The following is a 20,888-nucleotide window of genomic DNA, read 5'->3' as shown; positions in this document are numbered from 1 at the left end:
GTTCGCTCAGGCGCGGCGGGCCGCCAGCGCGTACATCAGCGGAATGCGCGGCATGCCTTCGGGCGGGGCCATGCGCCGTCCGCCCAGCTCGCGCATGCCCTCGAAGGGCTTCCAGCCGTTGGTGTACGGGTACTCCTCGAAACGCTCGATGGCCAGTCCCGCCTGTGCGAGCGCGGTCGTCACCTGGCCCACGCCCCAGGTGAACTCGAAGCTCGGATGCGGGTTGCGAAAGCCTTGCACGCCGGGCACCGGCCGGTCGTCGGGCACGAGGCCGTCGCCCGATTCGGCCACGTAGTCGCCCACGCCTTCCTCGGGCACGGGCGCGTCGTTGAAGTAGTCGTAGTGGAACTTCCACTGCGGGTCGAACACCAGCGCGAACGGGTGGAACTCGACGATCACGAAGCGACCGCCGGGTTTCAGCAATTGCGCCACGCCGCGGGCCCAGGCGCCGATGTCGGACAGCCAGCACAGCGTGCCGTACGAGCAGAACACGAGATCGTGGCGCTCGCCGCGCGCGGCGGCGGCCTCGAAGTAGTCGTAGACGTCCGCGCGTTCGAAGCGCGCCGCAATGCCCGAATCGGCCGAGAGCCGGGTGGCGAAATCGATGGCCTCGTCGGAGATGTCGACGCCGGTCACGCGGGCGCCGCGGCGCGCGATGCTCAGGCTGTCCTGGCCCGCGTTGCACTGCAGGTGCAGCACCGAGAGGCCGTCCACGTCACCGAGCAGGGCGCTTTCCTCGGGGAACAGCGTGGAGCCGCCCGCGCGGAAGAAGGCGGCCTGGTCGCCCTTGTGGCTGTTGTGCGCGACCGTGGCGGCGTTCCACGACTGGCGGTTGGCTTCGTGCAGGTCTTTCTTCATGGCGTGGTCGCGTCGGGTCGGGTGGGCCAGCCCGCCAGGTGGCGTTCGGCGATGCCCGTGAGCGCGGTGATCCACGCCGGGCTGTCGTTGAGGCAGGGGATGTAGCCGAAGCGCTCGCCGCCCGCGTGCAGGAAGGCTTCGCGGCCTTCCATCGCGATCTCTTCGAGCGTCTCGAGGCAGTCGGCCGGAAAGCCCGGGCACACCACGTCGACGTGCTTCACGCCGCTGGCGCCGAGTTCGCGCAGGGTGTGCTCGGTGTAGGGCTCCAGCCACTTGGCGCGGCCGAAGCGCGACTGGAAGGTCGTGCGGTACTGCGTGGACGCCAGGCCCAGCCGTGCCGCGAGCAGGCGCGCGGTCTCGAGGCACTGCGCCTCGTAGGGGTCGCCCAGCGCGATGTTGCGCGCGGGAATGCCGTGGAAGCTCATCACCAGCAGCTCGCCGCGGCCCTCGGTCTTCCAGTGCTTCTCGATGCCTTGCGCGAGCGCCTCGATGTAGGCGGGGTCGTCGTGGTACTGGTTGACGAAGCGGAACTCGGGCACGTGGCGCTGGCGGCGGCTCCAGGCGTTCACGGCGTCGATCACGCTGGCCGTGGTGGTGGCCGAGTACTGCGGGTAGGCCTGCAGCACCAGCACGCGCGTCGCGCCCTCGGCCTGCAATGCATCGAGCCGCGAGGCGATCGACGGGTTGGCGTAGCGCATCGCGTCGCGCACCGTCACGCGGTGGCCGCGTTCGCCGAGCCAGCCGGCCAGCAGGGTGGCCTGCTTCTGTGTCCAGACCTTGAGCGGCGAGCCCTCGGGCAGCCAGATGCTGGCGTACTTCGCGGCCGACTTCGCGGGCCGCGTGCGCAGGATGATGCCGTGCAGGATCAGCGCCCACAGCGCCCTGGGAATCTCGACCACGCGCGGGTCGCCCAGGAAGTCGGCGAGGTAGGGGCGCACCGCGGCGGCGGTGGGCGCATCGGGCGAACCGAGGTTGCACCAGAGCACGGCGGTGCGGTCGTTCTTGCGGTCATCAGGGGCGAGAGGCATGCGATATTCTCAGGTATGAATTCCGCTTCCCCGGCGCCCGGCGGCGCCACGCCGCTCGACATCTCGCGCATCTCGGCGATCACGCTCGACTTGGACGACACCCTGTGGCCGATCTGGCCGACCATTGAGCGGGCCGAGCGCGTGCTGCACGAATGGCTGCTGCGCGAGGCGCCCAAGACGGCCTCGCTGCTGCTCACCCCGGGCGTGCTGCGCGAGCTGCGCGAAGCCACCGCCAAGGAGCGCTCCGACCTTGCGCACGACCTGAGCGCGCTGCGCCGCGAGTCGATCCGCACGGCGCTCGTGCGCGCGGGCGAAGACCCGGCGCTGGCCGACCCGGCCTTCGACGCCTTCTTCGAAGAGCGCCAGCGCGTCACGCTGTACGACGACGCACTGCCGGCGCTCAAGTGGCTCAGCGAGCGCTACCCGCTGGTGGCGGTGTCGAACGGCAACGCCGACATCCACAAGACCGGCGTCGGCCGGTGGTTCCGCACTGCCTTCAATGCACGCGCCTTCGGCAGCGGCAAGCCGCACGCGCCGATCTTCCGCGCCGCGGCGGCCTCGGTCGGCCTGCTGCCCAAGGACGTGCTGCACGTGGGCGACGATGCCGCGCTCGACGTGGTGGGCGCGCTCAACGCCGGCATGCAGGCCGCGTGGCTGGTGCGCGACGAACGCCCGTGGGAGCACGGGGCGCGCCCGCAGCTGATCGTGCCCAACCTGCACGCGCTGTGCATCGCGCTGGGCGCTTGAAGGTCAGCGGAATACAGGTCGGAAAAAGCTGCGTTCGTAGCTGACGATGCAGCGGGTCTCTTCGGCGTACCGGAAGGCGGCCTGGCAGTCGGCGTCCTGCATCGAGTCGGCCCGGTAGGTTTCGTACGCGGCCAGGCTCGGGAAGCTGAACATCGCCAGCGCCACGTTGTTCGCGCCTTCGGACGGCAGGAAGTAGCCGTGGTGCTGGCCGCCGAACTTCTCGACCAGCGGAATCCAGAGCTTGCCGTAGTGCTCGAATTCCTTGAGCTTGAAGGGATCGACGATGTAGCGCAGGTAGCAGGTGATCATGGGTGAGGAGCGTCAGGGGACTATCGGCGCGGCCCGAGCGGCGCGCGGCTGCCCGGACTATAGTTTTGCGACGGCCTCCTTTCATTGCTTTCGCGCGAATTTCCTTCCATGCATCTCTCCACCTGGCTCCTCTTTTGCGGCGTGACCCTGGTCGTCGCCTTCACGCCCGGTCCGGCCGTGCTGCTCGCGGTCTCCAATGCCATCTCCGTCGGCCCGCGCCGCGCGATGATCAGCTCGCTAGGCAACGCCTGCGGGCTCTTCCTGGTCTCCGCCGCCGCGATGGGCGGGCTGGGCGTGGTGCTCAACACCTCGGCCACGGCCTTCATGGTGCTGAAGGTGGCGGGTGCGGGCTACCTCGTGTACCTGGGCATCCGGCAGTGGCGCAGCCGCACGAGCGTGTTCGCCGAGCTGCAGCCGTCGGCCGCGCCGGCGCCTTCGCGTTCCGCGCGCCGGCTGTTCGGGCATGGCGTGACGGTGGCGCTGACCAACCCCAAGGGCATCCTGTTCTTCTCGGCGCTGTTCCCGCAGTTCCTCACGCACGACGCGCCGATCCTCACGCAGTTCGCCGTGCTCACCACGACCTTCGCGGCGGGCTCGGTGCTGGCGCATGGCTCGTACGTGCTGCTGGCGCGCCTGCTGAAGAAGCAGTTCGCGAACCCGAAGCGCGCGCAGCTGTTCAACCGCGTGTCGGGCGGCGCCTTCGTGCTGCTGGGGTTGAGCCTGCTGCGGCTGCGCAACAAGACGGCCTGAGAAGGCCGCCGACTTTCTTCAGTCGAGCCCGAAGCGCTCGCGCAGCGCCGCGCAGAAATCGGCGGTGCCGCTGAGCGAGAGCGTGAGGGTGTCGAGGCGTGGGTTGTCTTCCCGCGTGCGCTGCACGTCGCAGTCCCACACCGCACCGTCGTCGAGCGCGCCGCGCGCACCGGGGAAGGTGGCCTCGGCCCAGGCCAGCACCTGCGCGATCTCGGCTTCCACCTCGGGCGTGCGCTCGGGTGGGGTCGAGGCCATGGCGTCGAAGGTGCCGTGGTCTTCGGTGTCTTCGCTGTAGTCGAAATCGAGGTAACGCAGGGTCGTGGTCATGGGGTCACGGCGTGGCAAGTGCGCGCGCGACGGCCAGTCCGTTGAGGACCGCACCTTCGAGCGTGGCGGGATAAGGGCCTTCGGTGTAGTCGCCGCAGGCCTGCAGCCCCGGCGCGATGGCGGCCGGCGGGCGGGCCAGGCTAGGCGTGCAGGCGAAGGTGGCGCGTTTTTCGACCACGGTCTGGATCGGCGTGAGCCCCGGTTGGCCGAGCTGCGTGCCGGCTTGCGCGAGCACCTGTTTCTCGAGCGTCTCGCGCGGCGTTTCGTTGGCGCTCACGACGAAGGCGAGCATGCCGGCGGGACCGCCGAGCTGGCCGCGATCGAACACGAACTGGGCCGGTGCGCTGCCCGGCTGGCTGCGCAGCGCGAGCATCGGCTCGGCCAGCGGCGCGGCGCCGCGCACGTAGACCGTGGCAATCGCCTCGAAGCGCAGCGATTCGGTGACGTTGCACCAGCGCGAAGCGGCCGGCAGGCCGGTGGCACGCACGAGGCGTGCGGCGTCCCAGGGCGCGCAGGCCAGCACGGCCTGGTCGAAGACCTCGTCATCGACGCGCCACCGGTCGCCCTCGGGCGCGATGGCGCGCACGCGGTGGCCGATGCGCGCGGTGGCGCCGTGCCGCGCGAGCCAGGCCAGCGCGGCATCGGGCAGCAGGGCGCCGAGGTCCACGCGCGGCAGCAGCAGGTCGGCACCGCCGCGCCCGCTGAACAGCGCGTCATGCAGCACGCGCAGGAACACCTGGCCGCTCGATTGCGGCACGGGCGTGTTGAGCGCCGAGACGCACAGCGGCTCGATGAGTTCGTGCATCACGCGCGGCGTGAGGCCGGCGCACAGCGTGGCAACGCTGGTGCCAGGCGCGCAGCGAAAGCCCGCGAGGCGCCAGCGCACGGCGGTGGCCAGCAGCGCGGCCTTGTCGCGCCACGTCCAACCGCGCGCGGTGAAGATGCCGATGAGCAGGTCGAGCGGCGGCGGCCGGCCCGCGGGCAGCTGCAGCCCGCCGCCGTCGGCAAAGCGCAGTGACAGCGGCAGGCGCTGCAGGGCCGAGTCGACATCGACCCCCACGTCGCGCATGAGCGCCAGCGTGGCGGTGTAGGCGCCGATCAGGATGTGCTGGCCGTTGTCCAGCGCCATGCCGTGCATGTGATCGACCCGCCGCGCCCGCCCGCCGGCCATCGGCGCGGCTTCGAACAGGGTGACGGCGTGCCCGAGGCGCGTGGCCTCGACGGCGCAGGCCAGGCCGGCCCAGCCGGCGCCGATGACGGCGAGCCTCATGGGCACGAAGGGTGGGGCGTCATATCCGGCCCAGCGCCTGGACCTTCCAGGCCAGCCAGAACTTGCGCACGGGCGTCAGGCTGATGCGCTGGTTCAGTACCTGGAAGTCGTCGCGCTCGATTTCGCGCAGCAGCGTGCGGTAGATGCTGGCCATCATCAGGCCGGGCTTCTGGGTGCGGCGGTCGGCCAGCGGCAGCAGGGCCAGCGCTTCGTCGTAGGCGGCGTGGGCGCGCTGGGCCTGGAACTTCATGAGCGCGACAAAACGGTCGGAGTGCACGCGGTTCAGGATCTCGTGCGCCTTCACGTCGAACTGCTGCAGCTCGTTGACCGGAAGGTAGATGCGACCGCGCAGCGCGTCTTCGCCAACGTCGCGCAGGATGTTGGTGAGCTGCAGCGCCAGGCCGAGCTTGTGGGCGTAGGCGGTGGTCTGCGGATCGGTCTGGCCGAAGATGCGCGCCGCGACTTCGCCGACCACGCCGGCCACCAGGTGGCAGTAGCGCGCGAGGCCGGGAAAGTCGAGGTAGCGGGTCTGGTCCAGGTCCATCTGGCAGCCGTCGATCACTTCGTTGAGCTGGCGCGCCTCGATGCCGTAGGTGGCGGCATGCGGCATGAGCGCCTGCATGACCGGGTGGCGCGGCGTGCCGGCAAAAGCCTGGGCGACCTCGGTGCGCCACCAGGCGAGCTTGGTGGCGGCCACGCCGGGGTCGGAGACCTCGTCGACCACGTCGTCGACCTCGCGGCAGAAGGCATAAAAAGCCGTGATCGCGGCGCGCCGCGGCTTGGGCAGGAACAGGAAGGCGTAATAGAAACTGCTGCCCGAAGCGGCGGCCTTGTCTTGCACGTATTGCTCGGGATTCATCGGGGAGGCGCTGCTTTCATGGGCCGTGATTGTCTCCGCATCCGCCATGCCTTCCAGAGCAGCACGGGTGCGTCGGCCTTGCCGACGGTGGGGCGCTGCGTGAAGGTGTCGAAGCCCAGGTCCTCGATCTTGTCGAGGATGCGCAGCCCGCCCTGCACGACCAGGCGCAGCTCCCAGCCCACGCGGCCCGGCAGGCGGTGCACGAGCGGGGCGCCCTCGGTCATGAGCTCGCGCGCCCAGAAGGCCACCACTGCTATCAGATTGATAGCTTCCTGCGGCGGCGGCGCGGAAGACAGCGGCGCGAAGACCTTGAAATGCTCGGACGTCAGGCCGCGCCGCGCGCAGTCGGTGCGCGGAAAGTAGAAGCGCCCGCGCGGCAGGTCGACGCTCGGGTCCTGCCAGAAGTTGATGAGCTGCAGCGCGCTGCAGATGGCGTCGCTCTGGGCCAGCGCCTGCGCATCGGTCACGCCGTACAGGTGCAGCAGCAGCCGGCCGACCGGGTTGGCGGAGCGGCGGCAGTAGTCGAGCAGCTCGGCGCGGTCGGCGTAGGTGCCGCGATCGCGGGTTTTTTCGATGTCCTGCATGAAGGCGCTGAGCAGGTCGGCGAGCAGGTCTTCGGGCAGGCGGTACTGGGCGATGGCCCAGGCCAGCGGGCCGAACACGTGGGGCCAGCGCGAGTCGGGCAGCGCGTCGCCGCGCGCGGCGGCGGCCAGTTCCTCGCGGTAGGCGCGCAGCTCGGCCAGGCGCGCATCGGGCGAGGCGTCGCCCTCGTCGGCGATGTCGTCGGCGGTGCGCGCGAAGTGGTAGATCGCGGCGATCGGCGGGCGCAGGTGCGGCGGGCACAGCCACGAGGCCACGGGGAAGTTTTCGTAATGGGCCGGCGCGGCGGCATGGGGGGGAGTGGCGGACACGCCACGATTGTCGGCGACGTCATGTCCGGGCACTATGCTCGTGGCGTCGCCACTTTCCATCTCTCTTTCGCCCATGACGATGAAAGCAACTGCCGCGGCTTCCGGGACTTCGCTTCCCGCTTCGGGCGACGCGGCACATCCGGCCGGGCCGGGGCTGATGATCGCGGCGCTGGGCGTCGTCTTCGGCGACATCGGCACCTCGCCGCTGTACGCCTTCAAGGAGACGATGAACCCCGAGCACGGTGTGCCGTTCTCGCCCGACGCGGTACTGGGCCTGCTCTCGCTGATCTTCTGGGGCCTGATGTTCGTGGTGACGCTCAAGTACGTGGTGTTCGTGCTGCGCGCCGACCACGACGGCGAGGGCGGCATCCTGGCGCTGCAGGCGCTGGCGCGCAACGCCGTTTCCGGCCCGAAGACCCGGCCCTGGGTGTGGCGCGGGATCGGGGTCCTGGGCCTGGTGGGCGCGGCCATGTTCTACGGCGACAGCCTGATCACGCCGGCGATCTCGGTGCTGTCGGCGGTCGAGGGCCTGGAGGTGCAGGCGCCGGTGCTGCAGCGGGTGGTGATCCCGATCACGCTGGCGATCCTCGTCGGGCTGTTCATGGTGCAGAAGAAGGGCACGGGCGTGGTCGGCAAGATCTTCGGGCCGGTGATGCTGCTGTGGTTCCTGGTGTTGGGCGTGGCGGGGCTGTGGCAGGTGCTGCAGCAGCCGCAGGTGCTGGCGGCGCTCGACCCGCGCCGGGCGGTGGGCTTCCTGGTCGAGCACCGGGCGCAGTCGCTGGCCGTGCTGGGCGCGGTGTTTCTGGCGTTCACGGGCGGGGAGGCGCTGTATGCCGACATGGGGCACTTCGGCGCCAGGCCGATCCGTCTCGCGTGGCTCTTCATCGCGCTGCCGGGGCTGGTGCTCAACTACTTCGGGCAGGGCGCGCTGGTGCTGGCGAACCCGGCGGCCATCGACAACCCGTTCTTCCGGCTCTTTCCGTCATGGGGCGTGCTGCCGATGGTGGTGCTGGCCGCGATGGCCACGGTGATCGCGTCGCAGGCGGTGATCTCGGGCGCCTTCTCGCTCACCGCGCAGGCGATGCGCATGGGCTACCTGCCGCGCATGCGCGTGGTGCAGACCTCCGGCACGGCCATCGGGCAGATCTACGTGCCAGCGGTCAACTGGCTGCTGATGGTCGGCGTGCTGCTGCTGGTGCTGGGCTTCCGCAGTTCGGGCGCGCTGTCGGCGGCGTACGGCATCGCGGTGTCGATCACGATGGTGACGACCACGCTGCTGGCCGGCATCGTGGCCTGGGGCCTGTGGCGCTGGAACAAGGTGGCGGTGGCGGTCGGCGTGGCGGCCTTCGCGGCGGTCGACCTGACCTTCGTGGTGTCCAACAGCCTGAAGGTGGCCGAGGGCGGCTGGCTCACGCTGGCGGTGGCGGCCGGGGTGATGGTGCTGTTCACCACCTGGGCCAAGGGCCGGCGCCTGGGCCTGGAAGCGGCGGCGGCCGACAGCCTGCCGCTGCGCCCCTTCGTCGAGTCGCTGGCGCTGAACATGCCGCACCGGGTGAGCGGCACGGCCGTGTTCCTGAACCCCGACGCCACGGCGGTGCCGCACGCGCTGCTGCACAACCTCAAGCACAACCAGGTGCTGCACGAGCAGGTGATCGTGCTGCGCGTGCTCTCGTGCGACACGCCGCGCGTGGACGCGCGCCTGCGCATCGAGGCCGAGCAGCTGATGGCCGGCATCTGGGTGGTCACCGCGCGCCACGGCTTCATGGAGCGCGCCGACGTGCCGGAGTTCATCCGCATCCTGGCCTACCAGAAGACCCTGGCCATCGACTCGATGAAGACCTCGTACTTCGTCTCCCGCGCCTCGGTGGGCGAGGAGAACCTGCCGGGCATGAACCCGGTGCGACGGGTGCTGTTCGGCTGGCTGCAGCGCAACGCGGGCCGGGCATCCGATTACTTCGAGCTTCCCGACAACCGGCTGGTGGAAATGGGGCAGAGAACTTAGCGTGAACGTGGTCAACTGACCGGCGGGTCATTGACACTGTTTAACGTTTACCCTAGATTACTAACCGGTGGGTCATTAATGGCCCGGTTCCTTTCTTCTTGGGTGTCTCATGACCGCCTCCGCCGCCTCACTCCGTGCCCGCAGCGCCGCCTGGCTGCTGCTTCCTGCCATCTTTCTGGCCGGCTGTTCGCCGAAACCGCCTGCCCAGGAGCCCGTGAGGGCGGTCAAGTTCGTGACCGTCGGCACCAGCGACTACGACGCCCAGCCCGAGTTCTCGGCCGAGGTGCGGGCCCGGGTCGAATCGCGCCTGGGCTTCCGGGTGGCGGGCAAGATCACCAAACGCCAGGCCGAGCTCGGCCAGCGCGTGCAGGCCGGCCAGGTGCTGGCGCAGCTCGATCCGCAGGACTACCGCCTGGCCGCCGAGGCCGCCCGCGCCCAGCAGGCCGCCGCACTGACCAACCGCGACCTCGCGGCCGCCGACCTGAAGCGCTACACCGAACTGCGATCGCAGAACTTCATCAGCGGCGCCGAACTGGAACGCCGCGAAACCACCTGGAAGGCCGCCCAGGCGCAGCTTGAACAGGCCCAGGCGCAACTGGCCTCGCAAGGCAACCAGGCCAGCTACACGACGCTGGTGGCCGACGTGGCGGGCGTCATCACGGCCATCGAGGCCGAGCCGGGCCAGGTGGTGCAGGCCGGCACGCCGGTCGTGCGCATCGCCCAGGACGGCGCGCGCGACGTGGTGTTCGCGGTGCCTGAAGACCGCGCCGCGCTGATCAAGCCCGGCTCGCCGGTCGCGGTGCGCGGCTGGTCCGGCGGCGAGGTGCTGCAGGGCCAGGTGCGCGAGGTGGCGGCCAGCGCCGACGCGGTCACGCGCACCTACTCGGTCAAGGTGTCGATCGACGCCGCGACCTCGCCGGCGCTCGGCGCCACGGTCTACGCCAGGCCGCAGGCCCTGGCCCGCACCGACGTGGCGGTGATCAAGCTGCCGACCAGCGCACTGCGCCAGGAAGGCAAGGGCTCGGCGGTCTGGGTGCTCGACAAGGACAGCATGACCGTGCGCTCGCAGCCGGTGCAGGTGGTCACGGCCGACGGCAATGAGGCCGTGATCGGCTCAGGCCTGTCGACCGGGATGATGGTCGTGGCCGCGGGCGTGCACGTGCTGTCGCCGGGGCAGAAGGTCACCATCTACCAGTCGAAGGAGGCCATGGCGGCCGCCGCCAATGGCCAGCAACAGGCGCAGGCGAAGCAGCAGGCCGTCGAGGCCGTGGCCGCGACGAAGAAGGAGATCGCAACGGGTGCCGCCAAATGACGGAAGGCCCAGCGACCCCTGCGACAACCCCGGCGTCCGAGTACAAGTCGCCCGGCTTCAATCTCTCCAAATGGGCGCTGGACCACGCGCCCCTCACGCGCTACCTGATGGTGGTGCTGATGGTGCTGGGCGCCTTCGCGTACTTCCAGCTCGGCCAGGACGAAGATCCGCCGTTCACCTTCCGTGCGATGGTGGTGCGCACCTACTGGCCCGGCGCCACCGCGCAACAGGTGGCCGAGCAGGTCACCGACAAGCTGGAGCGCACGCTGCAGGAAGCACCGTACGCCGACAAGATCCGCAGCTATTCCAAGCCGGGCGAGTCGCAGATCATTTTCCAGATCAAGGATTCGTCGAAGGCCGCCGAGGTGGCCAACGTCTGGTACACGGTGCGCAAGAAGATCGGCGACATGCGCGGCACCTTGCCCGCGGGTGTGCAGGGGCCGTTCTTCAATGACGATTTCGGCGACGTCTACGGCGTGATCTACGCGCTGGAAAGCGAAGGCTTCAGCTACGCCGAGCTCAAGACGCTGGCCGACGACGTGCGCCAGCAGCTGCTGCGCGTGAAGGACGTGGCCAAGGTCGACCAGTTCGGCGTGCAGGACGAAAAGGTCTTCATCGAGATCTCGCAGAAGCGCCTGGCCCAGCTGGGGCTCGACTTCAACGCCGTGCTGGCCCAGCTCGGCTCGCAGAACGCGGTCGAAAGCGCCGGCACGATCCAGTCGCCGCTGGACGTGGTGCAGGTGCGCGTGGGCGGCCAGTTCACCAGCGTCGAGCAGCTGCGCGAGATGCCGATCCGCGGCAGCTCGGGCAATCAGATCAAGCTCGGCGACATCGCCGAGATTCGCCGTGGCTACGTCGATCCGCCGGCCGTCAAGGTGCACCACCAGGGCAAGGAAGTGATCGCGCTCGGTGTGTCGATGGCCAAGGGCGGCGACATCATCGCGCTGGGCAAGGCGCTCAAGGCCACCACCGCCACCATCGACCAGCGCCTGCCGGCCGGCGTGAAGCTGGCACAGGTGCAGGACCAGCCGGTGTCGGTGGCCAGCTCGGTCAACGAATTCGTCGGCGTGCTCATCGAGGCCGTGGCCATCGTGCTGGCCGTGAGCATCATCGCGCTGGGCCTGCACAAGGGCGGGCGCTTCGGCTGGTACATCGACATGCGCCCGGGGCTGGTGGTGGCCATCACCATTCCGCTGGTGCTGGCCGTGACCTTCCTGGCCATGAACTACTTCGGCATCGGGCTGCACAAGATATCGCTGGGGTCGCTGATCATCGCGCTGGGCCTCCTGGTGGACGACGCGATCATTGCCGTGGAAATGATGGTGCGCAAGATGGAAGAGGGCTACGACAAGGTCCGCGCCGCCACCTTCGCCTACGACGTCACGGCCAAGCCGATGCTCACGGGCACGCTCATCACGGCGGCGGGCTTTTTGCCGATCGGCATCGCCAAGTCGGTGACGGGCGAGTACACCTTCGCGATCTTCGCGGTGACGGTGATTGCGCTGGTGCTGTCGTGGATCGTGTCGGTGTACTTCGTGCCGTACCTGGGCACGCTGCTGCTCAAGGTGAAGCCGCACGACCCCGATGCGCCGCCGCACGAGCTGTTCGACACGCCGTTCTACAACAGCTTCCGCCGCGCCGTGAACTGGTGCGTGCAGCACCGCTGGCTGACCATCGGCGCCACCGTGCTGATCTTTGCGCTGGGCATTGTCGGCATGGGCAAGGTGCAGCAGCAGTTCTTCCCCGATTCGAGCCGGCCCGAGATCATGGTGGACATCTGGTTCCCCGAAGGCACCTCGTTCGCCGCCAACGAAGAGGTGGCCAAGCGCGTCGAGCAGCGCGTGATGAAGGAAGAGGGCGTGAAGACCGTCAGCACCTGGATCGGCTCCGGCGTGCCGCGCTTCTACCTGCCGCTGGACCAGGTGTTTCCGCAGACCAACGTGTCGCAGCTCATCGTGCTGGCGCAGGACCTGAAGGTGCGCGAGCGACTGCGCCTGCGCCTGCCCGCCTTGCTGGCCGAGGAGTTCCCCGAGGTGCGCGGCCGCGTCAAGCTGCTGCCCAACGGCCCGCCGGTGCCGTACCCGGTGCAGTTCCGCGTGATCGGCACCGAGCCCGCCCAGCTGCGCGCCCGCGCCGACGAGGTGAAGGCCGTGCTGCGCGAGAGCCCCAACATGCGCGGCGTGAACGACAACTGGAACGAGTCGGTCAAGGTGATCCGCCTGGAAATCGACCAGGCCAAGGCGCGTGCGCTCGGCGTGACCAGCCAGGCCATCGCCCAGGCCTCGCGCACCATGTTCAGCGGCACCACGGTCGGCCAGTACCGCGAGAACGACCTGCTGATCGACATCGTGCTGCGCCAGTCGGCCGACGAGCGCGAGGCCATCTCGGACATCGGCAATGCCTACATCCCGACGACCACGGGCCGTTCGATCCCGCTCACGCAGATCGCCCGCCCGGTGTTCACCTGGGAGCCCGGCGTGATGTGGCGCGAGAACCGCGACTACGCGATCACCGTGCAGGGCGACGTGGTGGAAGGCCTGCAGGGCGCCACCGTGACCGAACAGCTGCTGCCGAAGCTGCGCCAGCTCGAAGCCGGCTGGCATGCGGCCGGGCAGGGCGGCTATCGCATCGAGGTGGCGGGCGCCGTGGAAGAAAGCTCCAAGGGCTCTGCCTCGATCGTGGCAGGCGTGCCGATCATGCTGTTCCTGGTGTTCACGCTGCTGATGCTGCAGCTGCACAGCTTCAGCCGCTCGCTGCTGGTGTTCATCACCGGTCCGATGGGCATCGCCGGCGTGGCCGCCGCGCTGCTGCTGCTGAACCGGCCCTTCGGCTTCGTGGCGCTGCTCGGCGTGATCGCGCTGATGGGCATGATCCAGCGCAACGCCGTGATCCTGATCGACCAGATCGAGCTCGACCGCGCCGCCGGCGTGCCGGCCTGGGACGCGATCGTCGAGTCGGCCGTGCGGCGCCTGCGCCCCATCGTGCTGACCGCCGCGGCGGCGGTGCTGGCGATGATCCCGCTGTCGCGCAGCGTGTTCTGGGGGCCGATGGCCGTGGCCATCATGGGCGGGCTGATCGTGGCCACCGTGCTGACGCTGCTGGCGCTGCCGGCCATGTACGCCGCGGCCTTCCGAATCAAGCGGGAGCCGCAAACCGCTGCTGCCTGAAAAGGCGCTTTTCACGGGCCGTTGTCGTGCGGCCCGTATCCCTTGCGCGAGAGTGGGTGAAATCCCCCAAAGGGGGAAGCCGGAAGGCCCCCATTCTTGCGTTTAAAATGCGCGGTTGACCGATTTCAGGCGGACGGTCTTGGGCCAGCGGTTTTCCGCAGCGCCGAGGCCGTCCGCCTTTGCATTCACCTGAAATTTGGCATCGCGCGGGTGGCGAAATTGGTAGACGCACCAGGTTTAGGTCCTGACGTTCGCAAGAACGTGCCGGTTCGAGTCCGGCCCCGCGCACCAGCCACACCCCTCACAAGGAAGACACCATGACCGTGAACGTTGAAACTCTCGAGAAGCTCGAACGCAAGATCACGCTGACCCTGCCGGTCGGCACCATCCAGAACGAAGTCGATTCGCGCCTCAAGAAGCTCGCGCGCACCGTCAAGATGGACGGCTTCCGTCCCGGCAAGGTGCCGATGAACGTCGTGGCCCAGCGCTACGGCTACTCGGTGCACTACGAAGTCATGAACGACAAGGTCGGCGAGGCCTTCTCGCAAGCCGCCAACGAAGCCAAGCTGCGCGTCGCCGGCCAGCCCCGCATTACCGAGAAGGAAGAGTCGCCCGAAGGCCAGCTCGCCTTCGACGCGGTCTTCGAAGTGTTCCCCGAAGTCAAGATCAACGACCTGTCGGGCGCTGAAGTCGAGAAGCTGTCGGCCGAAGTCGGTGACGAAGCCATCGACAAGACCCTGGACATCCTGCGCAAGCAGCGCCGCACCTTCGCCCAGCGCGCCCAAGACGCCGTGGCCGAAGACAACGACCGCGTGACGGTCGACTTCGAAGGCAAGATCGACGGCGAGCCCTTCCAGGGCGGCAAGGCCGAAGACTTCCAGTTCGTCGTCGGCGAAGGCCAGATGCTCAAGGAATTCGAAGATGCCGTGCGCGGCATGAAGTCCGGCGACAGCCGCACCTTCCCGCTGTCGTTCCCGGCCGATTACCACGGCAAGGACGTGGCCGGCAAGCAAGCCGACTTCATGGTCACCGTGAAGAAGATCGAAGCTTCGCACCTGCCCGAAGTCAACGAACAGCTGGCCAAGTCGCTCGGCATCGCCGAAGCCACCGTGGAAGGCCTGCGCGCCGACATCAAGCGCAACCTCGAGCGCGAAGTGAAGTTCCGCCTGCTGGCCCGCAACAAGAACGCCGTGATGGACGCCCTGGTGGCCAACGCCGAACTCGACCTGCCGAACGCCAGCGTGCAGTCGGAAGTCGCCCGCATGATCGAAGGCGCCCGCGCCGAGCTCAAGCAGCGCGGCATCAAGGACGCCGACAAGGCCCCGATCCCCGAAGAAGTGTTCCGCCCGCAAGCCGAGCGCCGCGTGCGCCTGGGCCTCGTGGTCGCCGAGCTGGTGCGTGCCAACGAACTGCAGGCCAAGCCCGAGCAGATCAAGGCCCACATCGACGAGCTGGCCGCCAGCTACGAGAAGCCGCAAGACGTCGTGCGCTGGTACTTCAGCGACAACAACCGCCTGGCGGAAGTCGAAGCCGTGGTCATCGAGAACAACGTGACCGACTTCGTGCTGGGCAAGGCCAAGGTCAACGAAAAGTCGGTGTCGTTCGACGAACTGATGGCGCAGCAGCAGTAAGCTGGTTTCCGTCGCTGCATGCAGCAACGCCGATGGGGCTTGTGCTTTGCGGCACGAGCCCCATTTCACTCAGGCGTACAGTTCAATCAGAGCGAACGAATCCATTTTCCGGAGAGCAAATTCATGAGCGCACAGGAAATTCAAGGCCTCGGCATGATCCCGATGGTCGTCGAGCAGTCGGGCCGCGGCGAGCGGTCGTATGACATCTACTCGCGTCTCCTCAAGGAACGCATCATCTTCCTGGTGGGCGAGGTCAACGACCAGACCGCCAACCTCGTGGTGGCCCAGTTGCTGTTCCTCGAGAGCGAGAACCCGGACAAGGACATTTCGTTCTACATCAACTCCCCGGGCGGCAGCGTGAGCGCCGGCATGGCGATCTACGACACGATGCAGTTCATCAAGCCGTCGGTGTCGACCATGTGCCTGGGCTTCGCGGCCAGCATGGGCGCCTTCCTGCTGGCGGCCGGCGAGAAGGGCAAGCGTTTCTCGCTGCCCAACTCCAAGATCATGATCCACCAGGTGCTCGGCGGCGCACGCGGCCAGGCCACCGACATCGAAATCCATGCGCGCGACATCCTGCGCACCAAGGACCAGATGAACCGCATCCTGGCCGAACGCACTGGCCAGCCGCTGGAAAAGGTCAAGTCGGACACCGAGCGCGACTATTTCCTGACTGCCGACGAGGCCAAGGATTACGGCCTGGTCGACCAGGTCGTCTCCCAGCGCGGTTAAAGCCGCCCGGCGCCGCGGGCGCCAGAATGGCAAAAACGGCGTTTCCCACACGGGAAACGCCGTTTTTGTTTAGTTATCATTGTCCATACCCTGTCACGAGGCAAAAGTCCATGGCCGAAAAAAAAGGCACCTCCAGCGAAAAAACGCTTTATTGCTCGTTCTGCGGCAAGAGCCAGCATGAGGTCAAGAAGCTGATCGCGGGCCCTTCGGTCTTCATCTGCGACGAATGCATCGACCTGTGCAACGAGATCATCCGTGACGAGCTGCCGGCCGGTGAGGAAGCGCGCGACGCGCGCAGCGACCTGCCCACGCCGCTGGAGATCAAGACCAACCTCGACAACTACGTGATCGGCCAGGAGCCGGCCAAGCGCATGCTGTCGGTGGCGGTCTACAACCACTACAAGCGCCTGCGCCACAAGGAAAAGAACACCAAGGGCGACGAGGTCGAGCTCAGCAAGAGCAACATCCTCTTGATCGGCCCCACGGGTTCGGGCAAGACGCTCCTGGCGCAAACGCTCGCGCGCATGCTCGACGTGCCCTTCGTGATGGCCGACGCCACCACGCTGACCGAAGCCGGCTACGTCGGCGAAGACGTCGAGAACATCATCCAGAAGCTGCTGCAAAGCTGCAACTACGAGGTCGAGCGCGCCCAGCGCGGCATCGTCTACATCGACGAAATCGACAAGATCTCGCGCAAGTCCGACAACCCCTCGATCACCCGCGACGTGTCGGGCGAGGGCGTGCAGCAGGCGCTGCTCAAGCTCATCGAAGGCACCATGGCCAGCGTGCCGCCCCAGGGCGGTCGCAAGCACCCGAACCAGGACTTCCTGCAGATCGACACGACCAACATCCTGTTCATCTGCGGCGGCGCCTTTGCAGGCCTCGAGAAGGTCATCGAAAACCGCACCGAGGCCTCGGGTATCGGCTTCGGCGCCGCAGTAAAGAGCAAGGCCCAGCGCAGCATCACCGAGGTGTTCCGCGAAGTCGAGCCTGAAGACCTGATCAAGTTCGGCCTGATCCCCGAACTCGTGGGCCGCATGCCCGTGGTCGCCTCGCTGGCCGAGCTGAGCGAAGACGCGCTGGTTCAGATCCTGACCGAGCCCAAGAATGCGGTGGTGAAGCAGTTCACCAAGCTGCTGCAGATGGAGGGCGTGGACCTCGAAATCCGTCCCGCGGCGCTCAAGGCGATCGCACGCAAGGCGCTGGCCCGCAAGACCGGTGCGCGCGGCCTGCGCTCGATCCTTGAACAGTCGCTGATCGACACCATGTTCGAATTGCCGAACGCGACCAATGTCGACAAGGTGGTGGTCGAGGAATCGACCATCGACGAAAACAAGCCCCCGCTGCTCGTGTACCGCGAAACGGCGAAAAAGGCCTAAAGGACAAGGACGCTCATGTCTGGTCATACCCCATTGCCCCCCGAAGCCCTCGACCTGCCGCTGCTGCCGCTGCGGGACGTCGTGGTGTTTCCCCACATGGTGATCCCGCTCTTCGTGGGTCGCCCGAAGAGCATCAAGGCGCTCGAGCTGGCGATGGAGGCCGAGCGCCGCATCATGCTGGTGGCCCAGAAGGCCGCCGCCAAGGACGAGCCCTCGGTCGAGGACATGTTCGAGGTCGGCTGCGTCTCGACCATCCTGCAGATGCTCAAGCTGCCCGACGGCACCGTGAAGGTGCTGGTCGAAGGCCAGCAGCGCGCCCGCGTGAACCGCATCGATGACGGCGAAACGCATTTCTCGGCCAACGTGACGCCCGTCGAGGCGCCCGAAGGCGGCGAGAAGGGCACCGAGGTCGAGGCGCTGCGCCGCGCGGTGATGCAGCAGTTCGACCAGTACGTCAAACTGAACAAGAAGATCCCGCCCGAGATCCTCACTTCGATCTCGAGCATCGACGATGCCGGCCGCCTGGCCGACACCATCGCTGCCCACCTGCCGCTCAAGCTGGACAACAAGCAGGCCGTGCTCGACCTGGACGACGTCAAGGCGCGCCTGGAAAACCTGTTCGGCCAGCTCGAGCGCGAAGTCGACATCCTGAATGTCGACAAGAAGATCCGTGGCCGCGTGAAGCGCCAGATGGAGAAGAACCAGCGCGACTTCTACCTCAACGAGCAGGTCAAGGCCATCCAGAAGGAGCTCGGCGAAGGCGAAGAGGGCGCGGACATCGAGGAGATCGAGAAGAAGATCAAGCTCGCCAAGATGTCCAAGGAAGGCCTGAAGAAGGCCGAGGGCGAGCTCAAGAAGCTCAAGCTCATGTCGCCCATGTCGGCCGAAGCCACGGTGGTGCGCAACTACATCGACGTGCTCATCAGCCTGCCGTGGAGCAAGAAGACCAAGATCAAGCACGACCTGGCCAATGCCGAGGCCGTGCTCAACGCCGACCACTACGGCCTCGAGAAGGTCAAGGACCGCATCCTTGAATACCTCGCGGTGCAGCAACGCGTCGACAAGGTGAAGGCACCCATCCTGTGCCTCGTGGGCCCACCGGGTGTCGGCAAGACCTCGCTGGGGCAGTCGATCGCGAAGGCGACCGGCCGCAAGTACACCCGCATGGCGCTGGGCGGCATGCGTGACGAAGCCGAGATCCGCGGCCACCGCCGCACCTACATCGGCGCGCTGCCGGGCAAGGTGCTGCAGGGGCTGAGCAAGATCGGCACGCGCAACCCGCTGTTCCTGCTGGACGAAATCGACAAGCTGGGCACTGACTTCCGCGGCGACCCGTCGAGCGCGCTGCTCGAAGTGCTCGACCCCGAGCAGAACCACACCTTCGGCGACCACTACGTGGAAGTCGACTTCGACCTGAGCGACGTCATGTTCGTCGCCACCTCGAACTCGATGAACATCCCGCCGGCGCTGCTGGACCGCATGGAAGTCATCCGCCTCTCGGGCTACACCGAAGACGAGAAGACCAACATCGCGATCAAGTACCTGCTGCCCAAGCAGATGAAGAACAACGGCGTGAAGGACGACGAACTGGCCGTCACCGAAGCCGCCGTGCGCGACATCGTGCGCTACTACACGCGTGAAGCCGGCGTGCGTTCGCTGGAGCGCGAGCTGTCCAAGATCTGCCGCAAGGTGGTGAAGGGCCTGCTGCTCAAGCAACTGACGCCCAAGGTCACGGTCGACGGCGAGAACCTCAACGAGTTCCTCGGCGTGCGCAAGTACAGCTTCGGCCTGGCCGAGAAGCAGAACCAGGTCGGCCAGGTGGTCGGCCTTGCGTGGACCGAAGTCGGCGGCGACCTGCTGACGATCGAAGCCGTGACCATGCCCGGCAAGGGCGTGATCAGCCGCACCGGTTCGCTGGGCGACGTGATGAAGGAATCGGTCGAGGCCGCACGCACCGTGGTGCGCAGCCGCTCGCGCCGCCTGGGCATCAAGGACGAGGTGTTCGAGAAGCGCGACATCCACATCCACGTGCCCGACGGCGCCACGCCCAAGGACGGCCCGAGCGCGGGTGCGGCGATGACGACGGCCTTCGTGTCGGCGCTCACGGGCATCCCGGTGCGTGCCGACGTCGCGATGACCGGCGAGATCACGCTGCGCGGCGAAGTCACCGCCATCGGCGGCTTGAAGGAAAAGCTGCTGGCCGCCCTGCGTGGCGGCATCAAGACCGTGCTGATCCCCGAAGAGAACGCCAAGGACCTGCAGGACATTCCCGAGAACGTGAAGAACGGCCTCGAGATCGTGCCGGTGAAGTGGATCGACAAGGTGCTCGAGATTGCGCTCGAGAAGATGCCCGAGCCGCTGTCCGACGAAGAGGTAGCCGCTTCGGCTGCTGCGGTGGCCGAACTGGCCAAGCAGCGCGCTGGAGCGCCGGCCGTCGAAGGCTCGGTGAAACATTGATCGATTGATTGCAGAACTTGTGAAGCCTCAAAAAACTGGTATATAATTTGAGGCTCGAAACGCGGGAATAGCTCAGTTGGTAGAGCGCAACCTTGCCAAGGTTGAGGTCGAGAGTTCGAGACTCTTTTCCCGCTCCAGTTTTGAAAAAGGGAAGCAAGCAGCTTCCCTTTTTTTCGCAGTTCGATTTCGTTATTCAGCGTGGCGCGATAGCAAAGCGGTTATGCAACGGATTGCAAATCCGTCTAGCCCGGTTCGACTCCGGGTCGCGCCTCCACCCTCTCGTCAAGACCGATCGGCTCCGATACACAAGCCCCGCCAACCGACGTTGCCGGGGCTTGTTTCATTTGGGTTATCGTCGATGTTCAACCCGAGGCCCGGATGGTGAAATTGGTAGACACATCGGACTTAAAATCCGCCGCTTCCTTAATCGGGGCATACGGGTTCGACCCCCGTTCCGGGTACCACCATATTTACAAGGGAGTATTTGATGCCTCGCTACAACGCTCCATTTGAGATCCATGTGCATGGCGATGTGCCGCTGCGCTCGGACGTGAGCTTCGAGCAGATCCAGGAGGCGCTGCGGCCGCTCTGGAAATACGCAGGCGCCAAATCGCTGGCCGACGGTGCCACCAGCACCTACGAAGAAGAACCCGGCATCCGCTTCGAGCAGAAGGACCACACGCTGCAGATCTGCTGGACCGTGCCGGGCGACGAAGACTTCCGCCAGGCGCTCGACGAGATGTGCATGGGCTTGAACGAACTCTCCGAGCGCGGCGCCGCGATCGAAGTCACCTTCTACGACACCGATTTCGACGAGGAAGAGGGCGACCCTGACGAAGAGTCGCGCGACGACTTCCTGATGCTGTTCGTGGGTCCCAACCCGGCCGCGATCATGCAGGTGCAGCGCGACCTGCTGGTCGAAGACGTGGTCAACCTCATGGAACGCCACTTCGACGGCGCCGAGCTGGGCGGCGTGGTCGCCGAGATCGATCGCCTCTTCAGCGACCGCTTCGACGCCCTCGTGAACTCGCTCGAGATCGGCAAGCGTCCGCGCGGTGCCGGTGGCGCCGGCGGCGGCAGCGGCGGCAGCGGTGGTGGCCACGGCGGTGGTCGTCGTCCGCGCCACCTGCACTGATCCTTCGGCTTCCC

17 protein-coding genes and 4 tRNA genes are annotated in these 20,888 nt (G+C 67.2%); 14 read left to right on the top strand and 7 right to left on the bottom strand.

Annotated features, from left to right (window positions below; translation table 11 throughout):
* Positions 1-6: 6 nt before the first annotated feature.
* A complete protein-coding gene (locus AC07OX_RS20245; protein ID WP_495261666.1) occupies positions 7-858 on the bottom strand; it encodes a class I SAM-dependent methyltransferase in 852 nt (283 codons plus the stop codon).
* On the bottom strand, positions 855-1,886 hold the full coding sequence (gene hemH / locus AC07OX_RS20240) for a ferrochelatase (protein ID WP_495261665.1): 1,032 nt from the start codon (positions 1,884-1,886) through the stop codon (positions 855-857). The genes AC07OX_RS20245 and hemH overlap by 4 nt, the downstream gene beginning before the upstream one ends.
* A gap of 15 nt (positions 1,887-1,901) precedes the next feature.
* Here hemH and AC07OX_RS20235 point away from each other — a divergent pair, with 15 nt between their 5' ends.
* Complete coding sequence (locus AC07OX_RS20235; RefSeq protein WP_492685523.1) at positions 1,902-2,633, top strand: HAD family hydrolase; 732 nt, start codon at positions 1,902-1,904, stop codon at positions 2,631-2,633.
* Positions 2,634-2,636: 3 nt separating this feature from the next.
* Here AC07OX_RS20235 and AC07OX_RS20230 read toward each other — a convergent pair whose 3' ends face one another.
* Complete coding sequence (locus tag AC07OX_RS20230; protein ID WP_062475864.1) at positions 2,637-2,942, bottom strand: NIPSNAP family protein; 306 nt, start codon at positions 2,940-2,942, stop codon at positions 2,637-2,639.
* A gap of 108 nt (positions 2,943-3,050) precedes the next feature.
* Here AC07OX_RS20230 and AC07OX_RS20225 point away from each other — a divergent pair, with 108 nt between their 5' ends.
* Positions 3,051-3,692 carry a LysE family translocator gene (locus AC07OX_RS20225; protein ID WP_062475861.1) on the top strand — a complete coding sequence of 214 codons (642 nt, stop codon included), beginning with the start codon at positions 3,051-3,053 and terminating at the stop codon, positions 3,690-3,692.
* 18 nt (positions 3,693-3,710) lie between these two features.
* Here the strand turns inward: AC07OX_RS20225 and AC07OX_RS20220 are convergent, their stop codons facing one another.
* The 4 genes from AC07OX_RS20220 to hpnC are packed head-to-tail and all read right to left on the bottom strand — an operon-like array spanning position 3,711 to position 7,119.
* Positions 3,711-4,019, bottom strand: coding sequence for a hypothetical protein (locus AC07OX_RS20220; protein ID WP_095745072.1), 309 nt, complete (start codon positions 4,017-4,019; stop codon positions 3,711-3,713).
* Positions 4,020-4,023: 4 nt separating this feature from the next.
* On the bottom strand, positions 4,024-5,289 hold the full coding sequence (hpnE, locus tag AC07OX_RS20215) for a hydroxysqualene dehydroxylase HpnE (RefSeq protein WP_495261664.1): 1,266 nt from the start codon (positions 5,287-5,289) through the stop codon (positions 4,024-4,026).
* A 19-nt stretch (positions 5,290-5,308) separates the two neighbouring features.
* On the bottom strand, positions 5,309-6,148 hold the full coding sequence (gene hpnD / locus AC07OX_RS20210) for a presqualene diphosphate synthase HpnD (RefSeq protein WP_062475853.1): 840 nt from the start codon (positions 6,146-6,148) through the stop codon (positions 5,309-5,311).
* Entirely contained in the window at positions 6,145-7,119 is a 975-nt protein-coding gene (gene hpnC, locus AC07OX_RS20205) for a squalene synthase HpnC (RefSeq protein WP_495261663.1), read from the bottom strand. Before hpnC ends, hpnD begins: the two co-directional genes overlap by 4 nt.
* A gap of 19 nt (positions 7,120-7,138) precedes the next feature.
* Here hpnC and AC07OX_RS20200 point away from each other — a divergent pair, with 19 nt between their 5' ends.
* From AC07OX_RS20200 to AC07OX_RS20145, 12 genes are all read left to right on the top strand, one after another.
* Entirely contained in the window at positions 7,139-9,061 is a 1,923-nt protein-coding gene (locus AC07OX_RS20200) for a potassium transporter Kup (RefSeq protein ID WP_495261662.1), read from the top strand.
* A 109-nt stretch (positions 9,062-9,170) separates the two neighbouring features.
* Positions 9,171-10,373 carry an efflux RND transporter periplasmic adaptor subunit gene (locus tag AC07OX_RS20195; RefSeq protein WP_495261661.1) on the top strand — a complete coding sequence of 401 codons (1,203 nt, stop codon included), beginning with the start codon at positions 9,171-9,173 and terminating at the stop codon, positions 10,371-10,373.
* A complete protein-coding gene (locus tag AC07OX_RS20190) occupies positions 10,370-13,540 on the top strand; it encodes an efflux RND transporter permease subunit (RefSeq protein ID WP_495261660.1) in 3,171 nt (1,056 codons plus the stop codon). Before AC07OX_RS20195 ends, AC07OX_RS20190 begins: the two co-directional genes overlap by 4 nt.
* 204 nt (positions 13,541-13,744) lie before the next feature.
* Positions 13,745-13,831, top strand: a tRNA-Leu gene (locus tag AC07OX_RS20185).
* A 26-nt stretch (positions 13,832-13,857) separates the two neighbouring features.
* On the top strand, positions 13,858-15,171 hold the full coding sequence (gene tig / locus AC07OX_RS20180; RefSeq protein WP_153284507.1) for a trigger factor: 1,314 nt from the start codon (positions 13,858-13,860) through the stop codon (positions 15,169-15,171).
* Positions 15,172-15,294: 123 nt separating this feature from the next.
* Positions 15,295-15,903 (top strand): ATP-dependent Clp endopeptidase proteolytic subunit ClpP, encoded by a 609-nt coding sequence (gene clpP / locus AC07OX_RS20175; RefSeq protein WP_062475843.1) that lies wholly within the window; start codon positions 15,295-15,297, stop codon positions 15,901-15,903.
* Positions 15,904-16,013: 110 nt separating this feature from the next.
* Entirely contained in the window at positions 16,014-17,282 is a 1,269-nt protein-coding gene (gene clpX, locus AC07OX_RS20170) for an ATP-dependent Clp protease ATP-binding subunit ClpX (RefSeq protein ID WP_062475840.1), read from the top strand.
* A gap of 15 nt (positions 17,283-17,297) precedes the next feature.
* Positions 17,298-19,739 carry an endopeptidase La gene (lon, locus tag AC07OX_RS20165; RefSeq protein ID WP_139703709.1) on the top strand — a complete coding sequence of 814 codons (2,442 nt, stop codon included), beginning with the start codon at positions 17,298-17,300 and terminating at the stop codon, positions 19,737-19,739.
* Between the two features lie 61 nt (positions 19,740-19,800).
* Positions 19,801-19,876, top strand: a tRNA-Gly gene (locus AC07OX_RS20160).
* A 63-nt stretch (positions 19,877-19,939) separates the two neighbouring features.
* Positions 19,940-20,013: transfer RNA gene (locus tag AC07OX_RS20155), tRNA-Cys, on the top strand.
* 98 nt (positions 20,014-20,111) lie between these two features.
* Positions 20,112-20,203: transfer RNA gene (locus AC07OX_RS20150), tRNA-Leu, on the top strand.
* A gap of 23 nt (positions 20,204-20,226) precedes the next feature.
* Positions 20,227-20,874 carry a DUF6806 family protein gene (locus AC07OX_RS20145; RefSeq protein ID WP_495261659.1) on the top strand — a complete coding sequence of 216 codons (648 nt, stop codon included), beginning with the start codon at positions 20,227-20,229 and terminating at the stop codon, positions 20,872-20,874.
* Positions 20,875-20,888 lie beyond the last annotated feature (14 nt).

It is taken from the genome of Variovorax sp. GW821-FHT09D07 (genome assembly GCF_059416345.1).
Note: the sequence above shows the minus strand (reverse complement) of the source record. Positions and strands in the feature narration are given on the sequence as shown.